The sequence below is a fragment of the uncultured Paraglaciecola sp. genome, from assembly GCF_963977085.1.
In the GTDB taxonomy this organism is placed as follows: domain Bacteria; phylum Pseudomonadota; class Gammaproteobacteria; order Enterobacterales; family Alteromonadaceae; genus Paraglaciecola.
Map to the genome: position 1 here is coordinate 1 of NZ_CAXBNC010000027.1, position 15,738 is coordinate 15,738.

Annotated in this window: 16 protein-coding genes; 8 read left to right on the top strand and 8 right to left on the bottom strand. The window is 41.8% G+C overall.

Annotated features, from left to right (window positions below; all coding sequences use genetic code 11):
* Nucleotides 1-95 precede the first annotated feature (95 nt).
* The gene (locus AAC000_RS20975; protein WP_339725602.1) at nucleotides 96-845 is read left to right on the top strand and encodes an SDR family oxidoreductase; all 750 of its coding nucleotides are present in this window, start codon (nucleotides 96-98) and stop codon (nucleotides 843-845) included.
* An 82-nt stretch (nucleotides 846-927) separates the two neighbouring features.
* The gene (locus tag AAC000_RS20980) at nucleotides 928-1,791 is read left to right on the top strand and encodes a bile acid:sodium symporter family protein (protein WP_339725604.1); all 864 of its coding nucleotides are present in this window, start codon (nucleotides 928-930) and stop codon (nucleotides 1,789-1,791) included.
* A 30-nt stretch (nucleotides 1,792-1,821) separates the two neighbouring features.
* Here AAC000_RS20980 and AAC000_RS20985 read toward each other — a convergent pair whose 3' ends face one another.
* From AAC000_RS20985 to AAC000_RS20995, 3 genes are all read right to left on the bottom strand, one after another.
* Nucleotides 1,822-2,184, bottom strand: a complete 363-nt coding sequence (locus tag AAC000_RS20985) for a nuclear transport factor 2 family protein (protein ID WP_339725605.1) — start codon at nucleotides 2,182-2,184, stop codon at nucleotides 1,822-1,824.
* A gap of 47 nt (nucleotides 2,185-2,231) precedes the next feature.
* The gene (locus AAC000_RS20990; protein ID WP_339725606.1) at nucleotides 2,232-2,612 is read right to left on the bottom strand and encodes a VOC family protein; all 381 of its coding nucleotides are present in this window, start codon (nucleotides 2,610-2,612) and stop codon (nucleotides 2,232-2,234) included.
* Nucleotides 2,613-2,787: 175 nt separating this feature from the next.
* The gene (locus AAC000_RS20995) at nucleotides 2,788-3,798 is read right to left on the bottom strand and encodes an alpha/beta hydrolase (protein ID WP_339725608.1); all 1,011 of its coding nucleotides are present in this window, start codon (nucleotides 3,796-3,798) and stop codon (nucleotides 2,788-2,790) included.
* Nucleotides 3,799-4,124: 326 nt separating this feature from the next.
* On the opposite strand from AAC000_RS20995, the gene AAC000_RS21000 reads away from it, so the two are divergent.
* The 3 genes from AAC000_RS21000 to AAC000_RS21010 all read left to right on the top strand — a co-directional run bounded on the left by AAC000_RS21000 (nucleotide 4,125) and on the right by AAC000_RS21010 (nucleotide 6,922).
* Nucleotides 4,125-5,042 (top strand): endonuclease/exonuclease/phosphatase family protein, encoded by a 918-nt coding sequence (locus AAC000_RS21000; RefSeq protein ID WP_339725609.1) that lies wholly within the window; start codon nucleotides 4,125-4,127, stop codon nucleotides 5,040-5,042.
* 165 nt (nucleotides 5,043-5,207) lie between these two features.
* A complete protein-coding gene (locus AAC000_RS21005; RefSeq protein ID WP_339725610.1) occupies nucleotides 5,208-6,101 on the top strand; it encodes an alpha/beta hydrolase in 894 nt (297 codons plus the stop codon).
* A gap of 293 nt (nucleotides 6,102-6,394) precedes the next feature.
* Entirely contained in the window at nucleotides 6,395-6,922 is a 528-nt protein-coding gene (locus AAC000_RS21010; protein WP_339725612.1) for a hypothetical protein, read from the top strand.
* Nucleotides 6,923-7,180: 258 nt separating this feature from the next.
* Here AAC000_RS21010 and AAC000_RS21015 read toward each other — a convergent pair whose 3' ends face one another.
* Complete coding sequence (locus AAC000_RS21015; RefSeq protein ID WP_339725614.1) at nucleotides 7,181-7,603, bottom strand: hypothetical protein; 423 nt, start codon at nucleotides 7,601-7,603, stop codon at nucleotides 7,181-7,183.
* 284 nt (nucleotides 7,604-7,887) lie between these two features.
* Between AAC000_RS21015 and AAC000_RS21020 the strand changes: the two genes are divergently transcribed.
* Both AAC000_RS21020 and AAC000_RS21025 read left to right on the top strand, forming a co-directional pair.
* Nucleotides 7,888-9,066 (top strand): benzoate/H(+) symporter BenE family transporter, encoded by a 1,179-nt coding sequence (locus tag AAC000_RS21020; RefSeq protein ID WP_339725616.1) that lies wholly within the window; start codon nucleotides 7,888-7,890, stop codon nucleotides 9,064-9,066.
* Nucleotides 9,067-9,069: 3 nt separating this feature from the next.
* Nucleotides 9,070-9,717, top strand: coding sequence for a GntR family transcriptional regulator (locus tag AAC000_RS21025; RefSeq protein WP_339725617.1), 648 nt, complete (start codon nucleotides 9,070-9,072; stop codon nucleotides 9,715-9,717).
* Between the two features lie 38 nt (nucleotides 9,718-9,755).
* Here AAC000_RS21025 and AAC000_RS21030 read toward each other — a convergent pair whose 3' ends face one another.
* Both AAC000_RS21030 and AAC000_RS21035 read right to left on the bottom strand, forming a co-directional pair.
* Nucleotides 9,756-10,616, bottom strand: coding sequence for a DMT family transporter (locus AAC000_RS21030; protein WP_339725618.1), 861 nt, complete (start codon nucleotides 10,614-10,616; stop codon nucleotides 9,756-9,758).
* Nucleotides 10,617-10,741: 125 nt separating this feature from the next.
* Nucleotides 10,742-11,173, bottom strand: coding sequence for a DUF4437 domain-containing protein (locus tag AAC000_RS21035; RefSeq protein WP_339725620.1), 432 nt, complete (start codon nucleotides 11,171-11,173; stop codon nucleotides 10,742-10,744).
* A 141-nt stretch (nucleotides 11,174-11,314) separates the two neighbouring features.
* On the opposite strand from AAC000_RS21035, the gene AAC000_RS21040 reads away from it, so the two are divergent.
* Nucleotides 11,315-12,247: an AraC family transcriptional regulator gene (locus tag AAC000_RS21040; protein WP_339725673.1), complete on the top strand. Its 933-nt coding sequence runs from the start codon at nucleotides 11,315-11,317 to the stop codon at nucleotides 12,245-12,247.
* 9 nt (nucleotides 12,248-12,256) lie between these two features.
* Here AAC000_RS21040 and AAC000_RS21045 read toward each other — a convergent pair whose 3' ends face one another.
* Nucleotides 12,257-13,468: an aminotransferase class V-fold PLP-dependent enzyme gene (locus AAC000_RS21045; RefSeq protein WP_339725621.1), complete on the bottom strand. Its 1,212-nt coding sequence runs from the start codon at nucleotides 13,466-13,468 to the stop codon at nucleotides 12,257-12,259.
* Nucleotides 13,469-13,588: 120 nt separating this feature from the next.
* Entirely contained in the window at nucleotides 13,589-15,556 is a 1,968-nt protein-coding gene (gene betT / locus AAC000_RS21050) for a choline BCCT transporter BetT (RefSeq protein ID WP_339725622.1), read from the bottom strand.
* Between the last annotated feature and the right edge of the window lie 182 nt (nucleotides 15,557-15,738).

The following is a 15,738-nucleotide window of genomic DNA, read 5'->3' on the forward strand; positions in this document are numbered from 1 at the left end:
CTTTTGGCTTTTGGCTTTTGGCTTTTGGCTTTTGGCTTTTGGCTTTTGGCTTTTAAGAAGCTAGTTAATCAAACAATACTTAGAGAACGGACAATATGACCAGACAAAATATTTTAATTACCGGTGCCAGTTCTGGCTTAGGTAAAGGAATGGCCATCGAGTTTGCCAAAATGGGCAGAAACCTAGCTTTATGCGCCAGAAGAATGGAAAACCTAGAAGAACTTAAACAAGAATTATTGAGCATTAACCCTGATATCAAAGTGTTTATTCGCGCTTTAGATGTCAACGACCATGACCAAGTATTTACAGTGGTCAAAGCCTTTGCAGAAGACTTAGGTGGTCTAGATCGGGTAATAGTGAATGCCGGCATGGGCAAAGGCGCCTCGATAGGCACTGGGTATTTTCATGCCAATAAACAAACCGCTGTGACCAACTTTGTTTCCGCTTTAGCCCAGTGCGAAGCCGCCATGGAAATATTCCGTAGCCAAAACGCCGGCCATTTAGTGACTATATCTTCTGTTAGTGCCGTGCGTGGCGCCCGCAGAGCGATGACAGTGTATGCAGCCACTAAAGCTGCGTTAAGTTCACTTACAGAGGGTATTCGCATCGATGTGCTCAACACGCCGATTAAAGTCACCACTATCCATCCGGGATTTATTCGTACTGAGATCAACGCAAAAGTAAAAGCGGTACCCTTTATTGTGGACTTAGAAACAGGCTGCAAAGCTATAGTCAAAGATATCGAAAAAGAAGTCGCCAATAGTTTTGTACCCAAATGGCCTTGGGCATTGTTTAGGTACCTAGCCCGTATCGCACCATTAAGTCAGTTAGCCAAAATGAGTTAAGCAAAACGATAGCTACGAGTTGCGAGCTTCTAGCCACGAGCTAAAAGCTAAAAAATGTAGTGAAATAAGGAACAAAACCCAGATGACGGATTCGTTTTTAACTCAAATCATCATGCCGCTAGTGTTAGCTCTTATCATGTTTGGTATGGGTTTAAGTCTTACCAAACAAGACTTTCTAGAGCTAGGAAAAGAGCCTAAACCTGTGGCTGTAGGGTTATTTGGGCAGCTGCTTCTATTACCACTTCTGGCCTATGGCATCGCTATTTTCTTTGATTTATCAGAACATTTAGCGGTAGGCATTATGATACTTGCGGCATGCCCTGGTGGCACTAGCTCCAATATTCTCAGTCAATTGGCCAGAGCAAATCTAGCGCTGTCGGTCAGTTTAACGGCCGTCACTACCTTAGTATGTGTTGTCACTACCCCACTTATCATTCAGTTTGCTATCGAGCAATTTAACGATACTGCCACTACAGCGTTTTCTCTGTTAAGTACCACGTTAGGGCTTATTTTTATCACCTTAATTCCTGTACTAATAGGGATCATGGTCAGGCACAAATTTGCGACCTTAGCGATGCGCAGTGAAGCATTTTTTAGGCACCTTTCCAGCGCTTTTTTAGTACTAATGATAGTTGCTATCACCTACCAAGAACGAGAAAATTTGCTTGATTCTTTTGTATTGGTATCTGAAGCGGCTTTCTCACTGAATATTTTAGCAATCGCGACTGGAGTGTTGCTAGGGATAATATTTAAACTGGTTAAGCGTGACGCAGTGACACTAGGTATAGAGGTGGGGGTGCAAAATAGCTCTATGGCCATACTGATCGCCATCAGCTTTTTAGATCGCCCCGATTACGCCATTGCGGCTGGCGTGTATGGCCTAGCGATGTATTTAGGTGCGGGATTATTAATTATTGGTTCTAAACGATTTCCAAAGTGGAAGTAATGATTTTTAATTTAATTGCCTGGCAAACCTTTACCCAATAATATGACTGGAACAACCCGCAATGACTTTCCCTTGTGGGTTGAATTCAAAGGTTTCAATTACCATTGTTCGAGCAATGCTTTCATAAAACACACTCACCGATGTCACACTACAAAACACATTCAACAATTTAAACTCTAAGGGCGGCTCAGAACTCAGTGCCTTTTGCCAATAGGGGCGCACGTTTTCTTTACCCACTAAGGTCCCTGATTTAACTCCCATTCGTTGCACAATATAAGGTGAAGTCATCGAGAAGTTATCATCATACAAGGCGAACACTTTATCGATGTCACCTGAATTAAAAGCACTAATCCAATCAGATGCAAAATTGACAGCCCATTGTTGGTTTATCATTTAATATTTGCCCTCATTAGGATTAGTGCATGTTGTGATCGTTTAAATTATCCGACCCGTTTCATGGCACAGATTTTATTGCCAGCAGGATCACGAAGATAGGCTAAATATAACTTCATTGTTCCACCATCACGGACACCTGGAGGATCTTCACAAGCTGTACCACCGTTAGCTAAACCAGCCGCATGCCATGCAAGGCCTTGCTCTTCGTTTTCAATAGCAAACCCCAAAGTACTGCCATTACCGTGACTGGCAGGCTCACCATTAATTGGCACACTTAATCCAAACACTCCAGTTTTAGTGAAATAGAAACACCGACCTTTTGGATCAATGCTACCTTCTTCATAGCCCAAAGCACCTAAAATGGCATCGTAAAACTTCTTTGATGCTTGTATGTCATTAGCACCTAACATTACGTGACTAAACATTTAACGCTCCTTAATTTCAATTGATAATTCACTTACCAGCAGTGTACTCATTATTTCCAAAAAGAAGAATTATTCATTGTTATGAACTGTTGTAAGTTTTATGAAGTGAAGTGTGTATTTAGATTGGATAACTATGCATTTCTGCGAGTCATTATGGAATTGTGACTCAACCCTTTTAAATAGTATTTTTACACTCTGACATCTTCAGATTTTGTTTCGTCGCGACAAAATCCTCTATTTTTCTATTCACCACCTTAGCTTGATCCACACTGATAAAGTGACCACTGCCTTGAATGATTTCAGCTTGTATACAAGGTATAATTTTAATGGCGCGGTCGACACTATCCTGACCATTAAATAGGTCATTGTCGCCCGCCAGAAATAACACTGGCATGGTGAGTGTGGACAATTGCTCATCGTTGAAAGGTTGCATATCCATTAACAATGGTGAAGTGTCTGCGGTTGAGATGGTTCTAAAAAACTGATCAATATACATTTGCTGGATGCCGTCTACATTGCTAGACAGGGTGGCTAAATTATTACGTAAACCTTCACGTTGTGGATTAAACGCGTATATCAAGTTGGAAATAATATCTACGCTAGGATCTAGCCAAGTTAGAGTTTGTGCGGGACTTAACAGAATCAGTTTGTTAATTTTTTCCGGTTTGGCCAATGCTAGATTGGTGGCTATCCAGCCGCCTTGTGATGCACCCACAAGGTTTATTTTTTCAAGTTTAAGAGCGTCAAAAACTTCAAAATACCAAGATATAACAAATTCAAGTGAATCTGTATCATGATTTGGTTTTGATTTTCCCGGCCCTAAAATATCATCTATGGCATAAACCCTGTGGCTTGCGGATAACGCCTTAACATTGGGATACCACATGGTGGAGTCAGCGTTCATACCGTGCAGTAATACAAGTGTTTCACCATCGGCAGGCCCAGAAACAATAATATGGGTGGTGCCATTGGAAGTGGGCAGCTTTAATTCACGATAGGGTGTCTCCCATAAAGTGAGCACACGACTATAGAGTTCGTCTTGACTAAGACTTTCGGGCGCACGCTTTATTAGGTCATGGTATTCTGAACTTTTATCTGGCAGGCCATAAACTTTAGTAAGGTCGTCATTAAAGCGACCTCGCTCGCAAGCTGTCAGTAAAGATGCAACAACAATCAATAGTGACATGCAAATTCTCAAGACGGAGTACCTCTTTATTGGTTTTTTTATTGTGATAGCTAAGCGGGAGTTAGAGCATAAACACTATCTGTGACCTAAGCAATTAACAACAACGTTACTCAGTCGCCATTTATGAAACAAAACTGGCTATGCAAATAGCTTGTGGCAAATTTGAGAAGGGGGTTGTAGAGGCTGGTATCTCTCAGAGACTCATTACAGTATCCGTTCGGTTAATTTATCTATTTTATTAAGTCAGGTCTCTGATAATCTACTGGCTGTTATCAAAACACCTATATTACAATCCGCCGAATCTGTTCATTACAAGAGAATACTTCATGAGTAAATCCTATTACATGCTTTTGGTCACTTTGGTTTGCGCACTACTTGGGTGCCAAATTGCGGACCAAGACAAACAACTCGCGAGCCCAGACAGGCTTGAGATTAATGCCATGACCTTTAATATTCGTAATGGCCTTGCCCAAGACGGTGAAAATCATTGGGAAAAGCGCAGTCATCTAGTGACAGAGACTATTATTGCCAACAATCCAGATGTCATTGGCGTACAAGAAGCGTTTCGTTTCCAATTAGATGTGCTCAATAATGCGCTACCTCACTATGCAGAGGTAGGAGTGGGCCGCGCTGGCGGCATTAATGATGAATATTCAGCTATTGTTTACCGTACAGATCGCTTTATTCTTGATAAAAACGCCTTTGGTACCTTTTGGTTATCCGATACTCCGGATGTACCTTCTAAGCACTGGGGTAACGATATTCTGAGGATCTGCACATGGGCGAGGTTGATCGATAAAGCCACAGGGCAAGCATTTTATATTTACAACACCCATCTAGATCATCAATCACAATTATCAAGAGAAAAAAGTGTGCGATTGATCACTCAGGTCATTCAATCACGTTCCCATCAAGACCCTTTTATATTGATGGGAGATTTTAATGCTGGTGAAGACAATGAGGCCATTGAGTATCTTTTAGGTAAAACTAAAGATGCCGATTCATCACCACTGCCAATGTTAGACAGCTACCGAATTGTTCATCCGAACGCGGCGCGTGTTGGTACATTTAATGGTTTTGTGGGTGACCAAACGGGGGCGAAAATCGACTATATTTTTGTTGCACCTGATGTGGATATTAGTGACGCAGATATAGTCACAAATCACACCAATGGCCGTTATGCATCAGACCATTTTGCAGTGACTGCTCGCATACAATTTTTGTCGACTAAGTTCAATCCTTAATGAGCGAACTTAAGTGAAAAACACACAATCAATCAGCGATTTTGCTGCGACAAACCAACCCAAATTATTGACCTTCATTAAAATCCTGGAGAAAAGCGTATCAACACCACAAATAAATTAGCCGCTGCAGGCTCCAGTAGTTTTCAATTTACTGGCGTTGATACTGTGCAGTTACATTGTTATCAATGGCTGCCTGCTGGAGACATCAAGGCAGTGATTCAAATCGCCCATGGCATGGCCGAACATGGCGCTAGGTATGCGCGCTTAGCAGCTTGTTTAAACGCCCAAGGGTTAGCCGTCTATGCTAATGATCATCGGGGCCATGGAAAATCCATACAACACGGGCAGGCACTTGGACATATGGCTGACGAAGATGCCTGGAACAAGGCGGTTGATGATCTGGATAAGCTCAACACCGAGATCCGTAGTCGCCATCCTAATACACCTATTATTCTGCTTGGTCATTCTATGGGTTCCTTCCTAACGCAATCTTATCTAAGTAAATATGGCGAAAACATCGCCGCCGTGGCCTTATCAGCCAGTAATGGCCCACCGGGAGTCCTTGGTAAAATAGCGCAATTGATTATACGATTCGAAAAATTAAGGTTCGGCAAACAGGGGCACAGCGCGCTTATGTCAGCCATGACCTTTAAAGCGTTTAACAAGGCATTTAAACCAAACCGCACTGAGTTTGACTGGTTAAGCCGCGATAATGCTGAAGTGGATAACTATGTTGCGGATCCTCTGTGTGGATTTGAATGTTCGGTTGCCAGTTGGCAAGGTATGTTAGATGCATTAACCAGCATCGCCTCGGATCAAACGCTTGCTGTTATGGATAAAAGCAAAGCCATTTATGTCATTAGCGGCACTGACGATCCCGTTGGTGAAAAAAGTAAAGGGGTGAAGCGCTTACTCGCGGCCTACAAAAAACACAATTTCATAAATGTTACCCATAAATTTTACACCGAAGCGCGGCATGAACTTTTTAACGAGACCAATCGTGATGAGGTCACTAATGATTTTATCGCCTGGGTAGAAGCGACTTTATTACTCGAATAAATAAACAAAATAGGACTTCTATTTCTTCACTCGTTATAGTTGAAGCGCTTGCCCCTAATCATGTATTAGCCAACACTAAGGTTATCGCTATTTTATTTATAACCCTTTGATTATGCTGCCCTTAATATGGAATTTTGAGGCAACAACAAAGCTTAATAACCTCAAGTTGGATTAGGCTGTAGTTATGGAATTGCGGTTTTTCGCTAATATTTGCCTCTATTCTTGGTTTTTTTCGAAGATTTCGATTTCGAAGGCTAGAATAACAAGTATCTTTTCTCGATCAGGAAAATTTAATGCAAGCCCTGTTGAGCCTTTTACTAGGGTGTGTACTGACCTATGCGGTCCTGGAATTGGGTTATTCACCGCCCACCATTTTGGATTTACCCAATAAGGTAAAAGCCATCCCTGAACAATTAATTGCCTCAAGTTTTATTGAAGACCCTAAGGCAGACCTAAAACAAAAACAAACCGCTATTGCCATTATGATCAAAAATAGCAGTCAATATTTTATAGAAATTGATAATGCCTCAAATAACCAGTTTACCCATGCTGCTATAAATAAAATTACCGATCACAAGCTCCTATTGATCAAAAGCTACACCCTAGAATTTGCAAACTTGTTGGAGAAGAACACTTACCCTAGTTTAAGAAAACATTTAATTGAGCGTTATAAAACCACATCGGTGACCGAGCTAAAAATACAGATAATGAAACACAAGATTGCAGAGGATCCATTTGTGTATGCAGAATTGAAAAGGCGTTATCCTGGGAGAACTGACGAACAAATTGTTAGACGCCTTCTAAACTTGGCGGGGGAGTAATTACTCGTTGTAATTAAATTATCTAACAGGACATTGTAAGAGGATAAGACAAAAGACTTTACAGAGATGATTACAAGTCACTATGGGAATTCTTTGTCATAATTTCACCAGTATTGAATACTGGAAAAACAAAGAGCAAGAGCCAAGCCCTATGTAAAATTTATGCTCTATACAAAAAACATCACTGCCAACCAGCCAACATAATTGACGCCCGTAAACAAGATGGTTGATAGTTAGGTGTTAGCGCTGATGTGAAGGTTAAACCTTTGCTTGCAGCCATTTTTCATATGAAAAAGTAAAACCATTGTTAACTAACCACTGCTCAGCTTCTTCAAGACTTTGGGTATAAAACTGATGTTCTGCATTGTAACTAGATACATCGCCAATAATACTTTTTTGCATCTCAAAACGGCATAAAGTGACTTCATGTGTTTGGTTATTGGCCGCACACCAATCATATATTTCCTGAAAGCCTTCAAAAGCTTCAAAGGTTGGCATGATCCAATTGCGAATATCAACAACTGCTGCCCATGGTTGATGTTTAATAGCATCAACCAGTTCTTGGGTATCTTTTAGCACTTTTTTAACTGTACTTGTTGACCACACACTACTCATCTCTACGCACAATACATTACCAACTAAATGTAGTTGATATAGCTCCTGTTTTGTATTTGTGGACACGTTATTGAATTCCTAGTTTTCTTGAGACAGCCCATTAATAATATAAAGTTAAAAGACCAAACTGCCATAACAATATTAAAACAATGCCACATCAGCAATAACTTTGATAGCGTCTAAACACTTATCCTTGAAAAGCCGAGTCGTTTTCAACCTTAATGTTGGTCGTTAAGTTACAAGCCTTAACGTAATAAACCAAAGACAACTTTGTTGTCAGACTATTCAAACTTCAATTGTCACTAAATTCGTGCTAAATTTTGTATACATTTATAAATATGAATACAAAAATGAGATTTAACACTTTTACTTCTGACATTAGCTTCTCAGCCATCAGTGCCGGTTTTATAGCGGTTTTAGTGGGTTATGCTAGCGCTTGGGTGATAGTGTACCAAGCCGCTATTGCCGCTGGGGCGAGTCAAGAGATGATCGACTCTTGGATTTGGGCTTTGGGTCTCAGCATGGGCTTAGGTTGCTTAGGTTTATCACTATATTATCAACGCCCCATTATCATTGCTTGGTCTACGCCTGGGGCTGCCTTGTTGGCCACAACTCTCAGTGGCAATAGTATTGGCGAAGCCATAGGTATTTTTGTATTTGTTGCGGTCTTAACCTTGTTAACCGGGATATCTGGTTGGTTCGATGCGTTAACCAGACGTATCCCTTTGCCTTTAGCGTCGGCAATGTTGGCAGGCATATTAGTCCAGTTTGGCTTAAGTATTTTTACGTCCTTGCAAAGCGACCCGTTAATGGTGGGGATCATGTTAGTGACTTTTTTATTCGCCAAAAGATGGCTACCACGTTACTCAACAGTAGCGGTATTGATAGCAGGGTTTATATGCGCCTACTCCTTTAACCTAATCAACTTAGAGCAAGTTAAATGGTCCCTCGCTATACCCGTCTGGACCTGGCCAGAATTCAATTTGAGTTTATTAATAGGTGTAGGATTACCCCTATTTGTCGTCACCATGACATCACAAAATGTGCCGGGAATAGCAATTTTACGATCTGCTGGTCATAACCAAGCACCAGTGTCTCCGATACTAAGTTGGACAGGCGGATTAAACTTAGTGTTCGCGCCTTTTGGTGCCTTTACTCTAAACTTGGCGGCTATCACCGCAGCCATATGTGCCAGCGAAGAAGCCCATCCAGATCCAGACAAACGTTATATTGCTGGTGTATTCGCTGGGGTCTTTAATATATTGGCAGGTATTTGTGGTGCCGCTGTGGTGAGCTTATTTGCTGCTTTCCCTGCCGCCATGATTGCTGCATTAGCAGGCTTAGCCTTGTTAGGCATTATTAGCGCCAGTTTACAATCGACCTTCGAGCAACCCGATTATCGCGATGCCGCCTTGATTACTTTTTTAGTTACTGCCTCTGGGGTATCCTTTTTTAATATCGCGTCGGCATTTTGGGGCATTACTATTGGGCTTGGTACACTTGCCATTGGCCGCTATGGGAGAACCTAATAGATGACAGATAAACAACCCGCTGAAGCTCTTTATCAACAATTAAAACAAGATATTCGTGATAACAAGTTACCTATAGCATGCCCTTTAAAGCAAGAGCAACTTGCAGCTGACTATGGGGTCAGTCGTATTCCTATTCGGGATGTATTACAGCGCCTAAAAAATGAAGGGTGGCTAACACAATGTGGTAAGCGTGGTGTAATGGTGCACCCATTAAGCGCAACCGAAGCAGAAGATTTATACTTAATGCGAATGTATTTAGAGCCACTTATCCTGAGTCATGCTATACCAAAACTCAATCACCAAATTTTGGGAAAGGCCACCGACATTCTAGAACGACTCGACCAACCAAAGTTAAGCATAGCGCAACATGGCGAGTTAAATTGGCAATTCCATGCCTGCCTTTATGAAGCGGCAAAAAGACCTACCTTGTTCAACAATATTGCCAACCTACATCAACTTTGTTCACGCTACATTGGCTTTCATTCAGTTGAGTTAAATTATGAAAAAACCAGCCAACAACAACATTATCAATTATTAGAAGCCATAAAAGCCAAACAAGTCTCAGAAGCAAAATCTATTTTACAACAACATATTAAAGCCGCTGGACAAGTCATGGTGAAGTATCTCAAACACTCCAAAGAACTATGATCCATAGGGGCAGCAACATATTTAACTTTGCCTTATAATCACTGCCGAACTTGCTGATTTGGCCATAATGCCAGTGCCACTCCTAGCAAAATAACCATAGCAATTAAGCTAAATCGGATACTGGGGATTTCTGCCGCAAATATGCCACCGCCAACTGCTGCCAAAACGGGTACCGACAACTGTACAACCCCACCTTGTGTAGCGGTTAATCCTCGCAATGCAATATACCAGATAGCATAGCCTCCCCCTGAAGTCACAGCCCCTGACATAATTGCCAGCCAAACCCCATTACTGCTTAGTTGTGGTGTAGGTCCAACAAAAAACGTAACACTAAGAACCAGTAAAACCAGTGGCAAGGTACCGATAAAGTTATAAGCTGTACGTTTAATGGGATCGAGACTGGAGTGACGGCCTCGCAATGAATAAACGCCCCAACAAATACCAGACAAACACATAAGCGCTGCCTCTAAGGAAGGAGGCGCGGACGCGCCGGGTAACAGCAATGCAATAAATCCCACTAAAGCAACAGTGATGCCTAGCCATTGAATAGTTGAAGGCCTTTCCCCACTTATCACGCCATAACCTAACATCGTAAATTGAACTGCGCTAAAGAGTATTAAGGCCCCGAGTCCCGTAGGTAAAAATAAATACGCCAATGAAAACGCTAAGGCATAACCAAACAAACTAATAATCGAGATAAGATCCCAACTGATTGACTCTTTTTCTGACGTTTTAAAATACACAAGCAACCCCAAAAACATCGCGGCCGAAACCAGACGAATATGGGTAAAACTAAGGGCATCTATACTCCCATCTAACAGGCCTAAGCGAGTTAATACCGAGTTTGCTGCAAACGCAATCATTGCGATGATAGTTAAAATAAGTGTATTCAATGACATGAGGTAACCCTTGTTATCTGGCGTGTCTTTATTGCTATAGGGAAAAGAGTACTGATAAATGGCCCACTAATAGTTAACGCAGAGTTAAATATTAGCGGGCCATTTATTAAATTAATCAGTTAGCGTTAGTGCTCGGTCTCTAAAAAATCAAAACCTTCGTTAGAATACATTAAGAACTCACAGGGCGTAGCTGAAACACAGGCTGTCACATGCTTTTCGCCCGCTTTCACTGCCCAATAAGATCCCGGTATCATAACCGGAGGATCCGTTTCCCCTCTAAATGGGTTAGTCATTTCCCCTTTTAATACAACAGCTCGATAACTATGGGTGTGAGTATGTTCAGGTGTGGCAAAGTGTGCAGGAAAACTCCCGAAAGTACCATGTGGTCCTGTTTCTCGACTACCATACGCATCTGCAAACGAAACCGGCCCCATCATAGGTATGAAGGTTTTATCTTCTTCTTTAAGTACTTTGGACAAAGTATCATCTTTGGCATAAGCCCCTACTGCCCCCACAACAAGGGTGGCAACCAATATGGCTTTATAGATTAATTTCATTTTTTCTCCTAGGTTATTGCGACAATTCGCCTTGAAGTGCAATTTACTTGAGTGGTTATTTGAATGTAAGTATTGAAAGTCCATTAAAATAGACTCATAGTCCTAAACTATAAAATAACTACGTACTGGTGATTTATTAACATCTCAGATCCATTAAGCGATATTCTTGATTTGCTGGGTGTGCAAAGTTCGGTCTATTTTCAAAAAGACTTTTGCGCCCCTTGGGGAATGCGAGTTGAGAACACAGGTTTTGCGCAGTTTCATATTATTGTGCGCGGTATTGCCACTGTGAGTTACGAAGACAAATTACACCACCTGAGTACTGGGGATGTGATCCTTTTCCCTAAAGGTGCAGCGCATACTATATGTGATGCAACAGAAAGTTCGGTGAAGTCGGGACAAGAAGTGCTCTTAGCCCATGAACGCGGCGAAGAGTTATTTGCATCTTCAGGACGAGCGACGCGAATGATATGCGGACACTTTGATTATGATTTTGGCTATAAACATCCATTGATCCAAGAGTTACCGGATATAATCGTCATTCGTGCGGAACGTTTGCCTGATACCTATAATTTAATGGGTCTTCTCAACATTCTTATTGCCGAATCAATCCAACCTAGACCGGGCAGTAACGTACTTATACGGAAACTTTCCGATGCCTTATTAGTCTCTATTTTTAGGGCTTATTTCGAGTTAAATAAAGATCAGCTAGGCTTTCATAATGGTTTACGTGACGCCCGAATAGCCCGTGCGGTATCTTATATCCACCAGCAAGATTGGTCTGATTTGGGTCTCGAACGACTCGCAAGCTTGGCTGGCATGTCACGCTCTGCTTTGGCACATAGTTTCAAGAAAATGCTCGGGTATTCTCCAGGTGAATACGCCACGCGCTGGCGACTATTAAAAGCCGCAGCCATTTTACGGGATTCAGACACCCGTATAGAAACCTTAGCCATGGACAGTGATTATACTTCTTCTACCGCGTTTTCCAGGGCATTCAAAGCAATGTTTGACTTAACGCCTAGCCAATATCGCAATGCCTTTCAAAAAACAGTAGAAAACCAAAGAAATTAATCCTTAGCGCTACAGTTGGTCTACTAATTTATACTTATCCAAAGTACTTTCGAGTGCAGCCATGCCGGCTGGTAAATCAAGGTTTTGACCTAATAAATTAAAACTGGCACCAAAGGCATGTAAAGTGCGAAACAAGTTATGGGTGCGACATTGTTCCCCCATTTGTCCAATACGTACAATGTTGGCACCAAAAGAACCGGATATTTCGACTTTGTAACGTTTAGACATAGTGCTGAGTAATTGTTTACCGTCTATCCCATCAGGTACTTTTATGCCCACAACAGAATTTAGTCTAGCTTCAGGTTTAACGTGTAGCGTCAGCCCCATAGCTTCAATTCCTGCTTGCAAAGCCTGTGAACTGCACAAGTGACGTTCAAACCTTACATTTAACGTTTCAGTACAAACCAATCTTAAGGCTTCATGAATCGCTAATATCCCAGAAACAGGTGCGGTGTAATGATAAGACTTTTTATACCAGAATTGGTCGGCTAACTTAGCGTCTAAACACCAATGGCGTAGCTGATCAGAACGCGACTGAATATGTTCCCAAGCTTTACTTGAAAAACCAATTAACGACACACCGGGAATACAAGACAAACCTTTTTGTCCGCCTGTTATTACTGCATCAATACCCCATTCGTCCATATCAAATTTCATGGTACTTAAGGTACACACAGCATCAACAATCACTAGACAGTTATGGGCTTTTGCAGCGGCTGCGATAGCAGCCAACTCGTTGTTACACACAGTACTAGAGGTTTCACCTTGCACTATGGTTAATACTTGTGGTTTATGTTGTGCAATATACTCAGCCACTACAGCAGGATCTGCGCTTTGACCTTCTTCTACCATTAAACGTACAACATTTGCTTCAACACGCTCAGCCATTTCGGCTAATCGATTACTAAAAAAGCCATTGCAAACACTCAGCACTTTACTGCCTGGTATCACTAGATTCGCCACGGCCATTTCCATTGCCGCAGAGCCAGGACCTGCAACCCCTAAAATATGCCCAGTTTCGGTTTGAAACACATACCGTGACATTAACTTAACTTGTTCAATAATCTGCGCCATGGTATCGCCCAAATGATTGATAACGATACCGTTGGCAGCTGCCACTCTAGCAGGAATAGGAACAGGCCCCGCTCCCATCATCAACAATGGTTCTTCGGGTAAAATACTGTCTAACGACAAAATACCTTGGGGCGACTTGATACGCACGATTATTCCTTATTTTGGTTTAACTCATATGCCCTGAGTATACGGAAAACCAACAAGGATCCGACGTTTTTTCTGGCACAGAGTCTGCCAATATCTGCTAATAAATACCCAAAGCGAATATCAACGCAACAGATGCAAAAAATGTAGATGTTTATGGTATTGATCAATCACATCATTAATCACGGCTTGTTTCGACCACCCCATAATATCGTAATCTTGACCGCCTTCAGCCAAATGCACTTCTGCTCGATAATAGGTATGATCGTCGGCACTTTCTTGAGACTCTTCGTTATCCGGTGAAAAACTAGGCTGCAGGTATTTTTCGCACTTAATACCATAAGAAAAAGAATATTCACTGCCGTGCTGCACACTCAAGCTCAACATATTTTCTGCGCTAACAATCTCTGACTCAATCTGATTATTAGCCAATTCTTTACTGACACTCTCTAGGGCTCTTCGCACTGTGTCATCAATAAATTGAGTGACCGCGGTTTTGTTGGGAAATTGTATTATTGCCGAAAGCCGCTGTTCCCATCCGCTATCTGTTGTAGGTGGATGTGGGTGCAAGTTCATGGCCAAACTGGCTTTTTTGTGGGTTTCTATACGTAATGCCTTTATCAACCCTATCAACGATAGTAATAAAATGATGGCAAAAGGCAAAGCCGTGGCAATAGTCATAGTTTGTAACGCATTTAGTCCCCCAGCAGTCAGCAAGATTGCAGATACCAGCCCTACTCCAACGGCCCAATATATACGTTGCCAAACCGGTGTGTCGTTTTTACCATGAGAGCATAGCATATCGACCACCATTGCCCCTGAGTCGCATGACGTCACAAAAAACACCACTACCATCAAAGTTGCGATAAAACTTAACAGCTGTTGAAATGGAAAATTCTCTAAAAACACGAAGAGCGCCACTGGTGCATTGGTACTGACCATATCGCCTAGTTTATCCACACCCTGAGTATAAATAAGATCAATTGCTGAGTTACCAAATACTGTCATCCAGAATAAGGTAAAAGCGGTAGGGATCACTAACACCCCCATCACAAATTCTCGAATTGTGCGTCCGCGTGAAATACGCGCGATAAAAAGCCCCACAAAAGGAGCCCATGCTAACCACCAGCCCCAGTAAAAAATGGTCCAGCCGCCAATCCAATCGGTTTTGTCATAGGCAAATAAGTTAAAAGTATTTCGCACAATATCAGACAAATAGGCGCCAGTATTTTGCACATAGGCCGTGAGCAAAAACACAGTGGGGCCTAAAATTAAGATGAAGAGCAGTAAGGCAATAGCCAAAATCATATTCAACTCTGATAAGCGTCGTATACCTTTATCTAATCCAGTCGCAACCGACACAATAGCGACGGCGATAATGCCAATCATCAGATAAATTTGCACAGGTACAGACTCTTCTAGATCAAATAAATAATTCAATCCTGAGTTAATCTGTGCGGCGCCCAACCCCAACGATGTCGCAATCCCAAACACTGTACTAACCACAGCAAGAATATCCACAGTGTGCCCCGCCCATCCATAAATACGATCGCCAATCATGGGGTATAAAGCAGAACGTAAAGTAAGCGGCAAATTGAGCCTAAAACTGAAGTAGGCCAAGATTAATCCAACTACTGCATAGATTGCCCAGGCATGTAATCCCCAGTGAAAAAAGGTCATTTTCATGGCTTCACGCACAGCTTCGGTTGTGCCTTGGGTCGCCGTTGGAGGTGATAAAAAGTGCATGACAGGTTCGGCAACACCAAAAAACATTAACCCAATTCCCATCCCTGCTGCAAACAACATTGATAGCCAAGTAGGCAAAGAAAAATCAGGTTTACAGTGATCTGGACCTAGGCGTATTTCACCAAAACTAGAAAATCCGACATAGAGCACGGTAAGAAGAATGATAGCCACCGACACCACGTAAAACCAACTGCCATTTTCGATAATAGTGCTTTGGAGCTCAGTAAAAAACACATCGGCCATTTGTGGCGCAATCAACGCAAAGATAACTAAAGCTAAAATTGAAAGTGAAGAAAGATAAAAAACGGGACGATTGAGATGTTGATCTATTCGAGTTAGCGCCACTTAAGTAAGCCTGTAAATCTAATTATTAAGTCGCAATATAACCTATCCATTAGCTATTTTAAACTAGGCTTATAATTAGAATGCAATGCATTTATTCACTCCTGAATAAAGTCTTCGCTGGGAATCCCCTTAGAAAATGGCGCTAGAATCTGGTATAGTCGCAGTTGCCACGTCAATAAAAA

What these genes read in the sequence shown, in the direction of transcription:
- AAC000_RS21000 (WP_339725609.1), top strand. Translation starts at nt 4,125, where the DNA reads ATGAGTAAATCCTATTACATGCTTTTGGTCACTTTGGTTTGCGCACTA.
- AAC000_RS20980 (WP_339725604.1), top strand. Translation starts at nt 928, where the DNA reads ATGACGGATTCGTTTTTAACTCAAATCATCATGCCGCTAGTGTTAGCT.
- AAC000_RS21035 (WP_339725620.1), bottom strand. Translation starts at nt 11,173, where the DNA reads ATGAAATTAATCTATAAAGCCATATTGGTTGCCACCCTTGTTGTGGGG.
- AAC000_RS20975 (WP_339725602.1), top strand. Translation starts at nt 96, where the DNA reads ATGACCAGACAAAATATTTTAATTACCGGTGCCAGTTCTGGCTTAGGT.
- AAC000_RS20995 (WP_339725608.1), bottom strand. Translation starts at nt 3,798, where the DNA reads ATGTCACTATTGATTGTTGTTGCATCTTTACTGACAGCTTGCGAGCGA.
- AAC000_RS20985 (WP_339725605.1), bottom strand. Translation starts at nt 2,184, where the DNA reads ATGATAAACCAACAATGGGCTGTCAATTTTGCATCTGATTGGATTAGT.
- AAC000_RS21020 (WP_339725616.1), top strand. Translation starts at nt 7,888, where the DNA reads ATGAGATTTAACACTTTTACTTCTGACATTAGCTTCTCAGCCATCAGT.
- AAC000_RS20990 (WP_339725606.1), bottom strand. Translation starts at nt 2,612, where the DNA reads ATGTTTAGTCACGTAATGTTAGGTGCTAATGACATACAAGCATCAAAG.
- AAC000_RS21010 (WP_339725612.1), top strand. Translation starts at nt 6,395, where the DNA reads ATGCAAGCCCTGTTGAGCCTTTTACTAGGGTGTGTACTGACCTATGCG.
- AAC000_RS21030 (WP_339725618.1), bottom strand. Translation starts at nt 10,616, where the DNA reads ATGTCATTGAATACACTTATTTTAACTATCATCGCAATGATTGCGTTT.
- AAC000_RS21025 (WP_339725617.1), top strand. Translation starts at nt 9,070, where the DNA reads ATGACAGATAAACAACCCGCTGAAGCTCTTTATCAACAATTAAAACAA.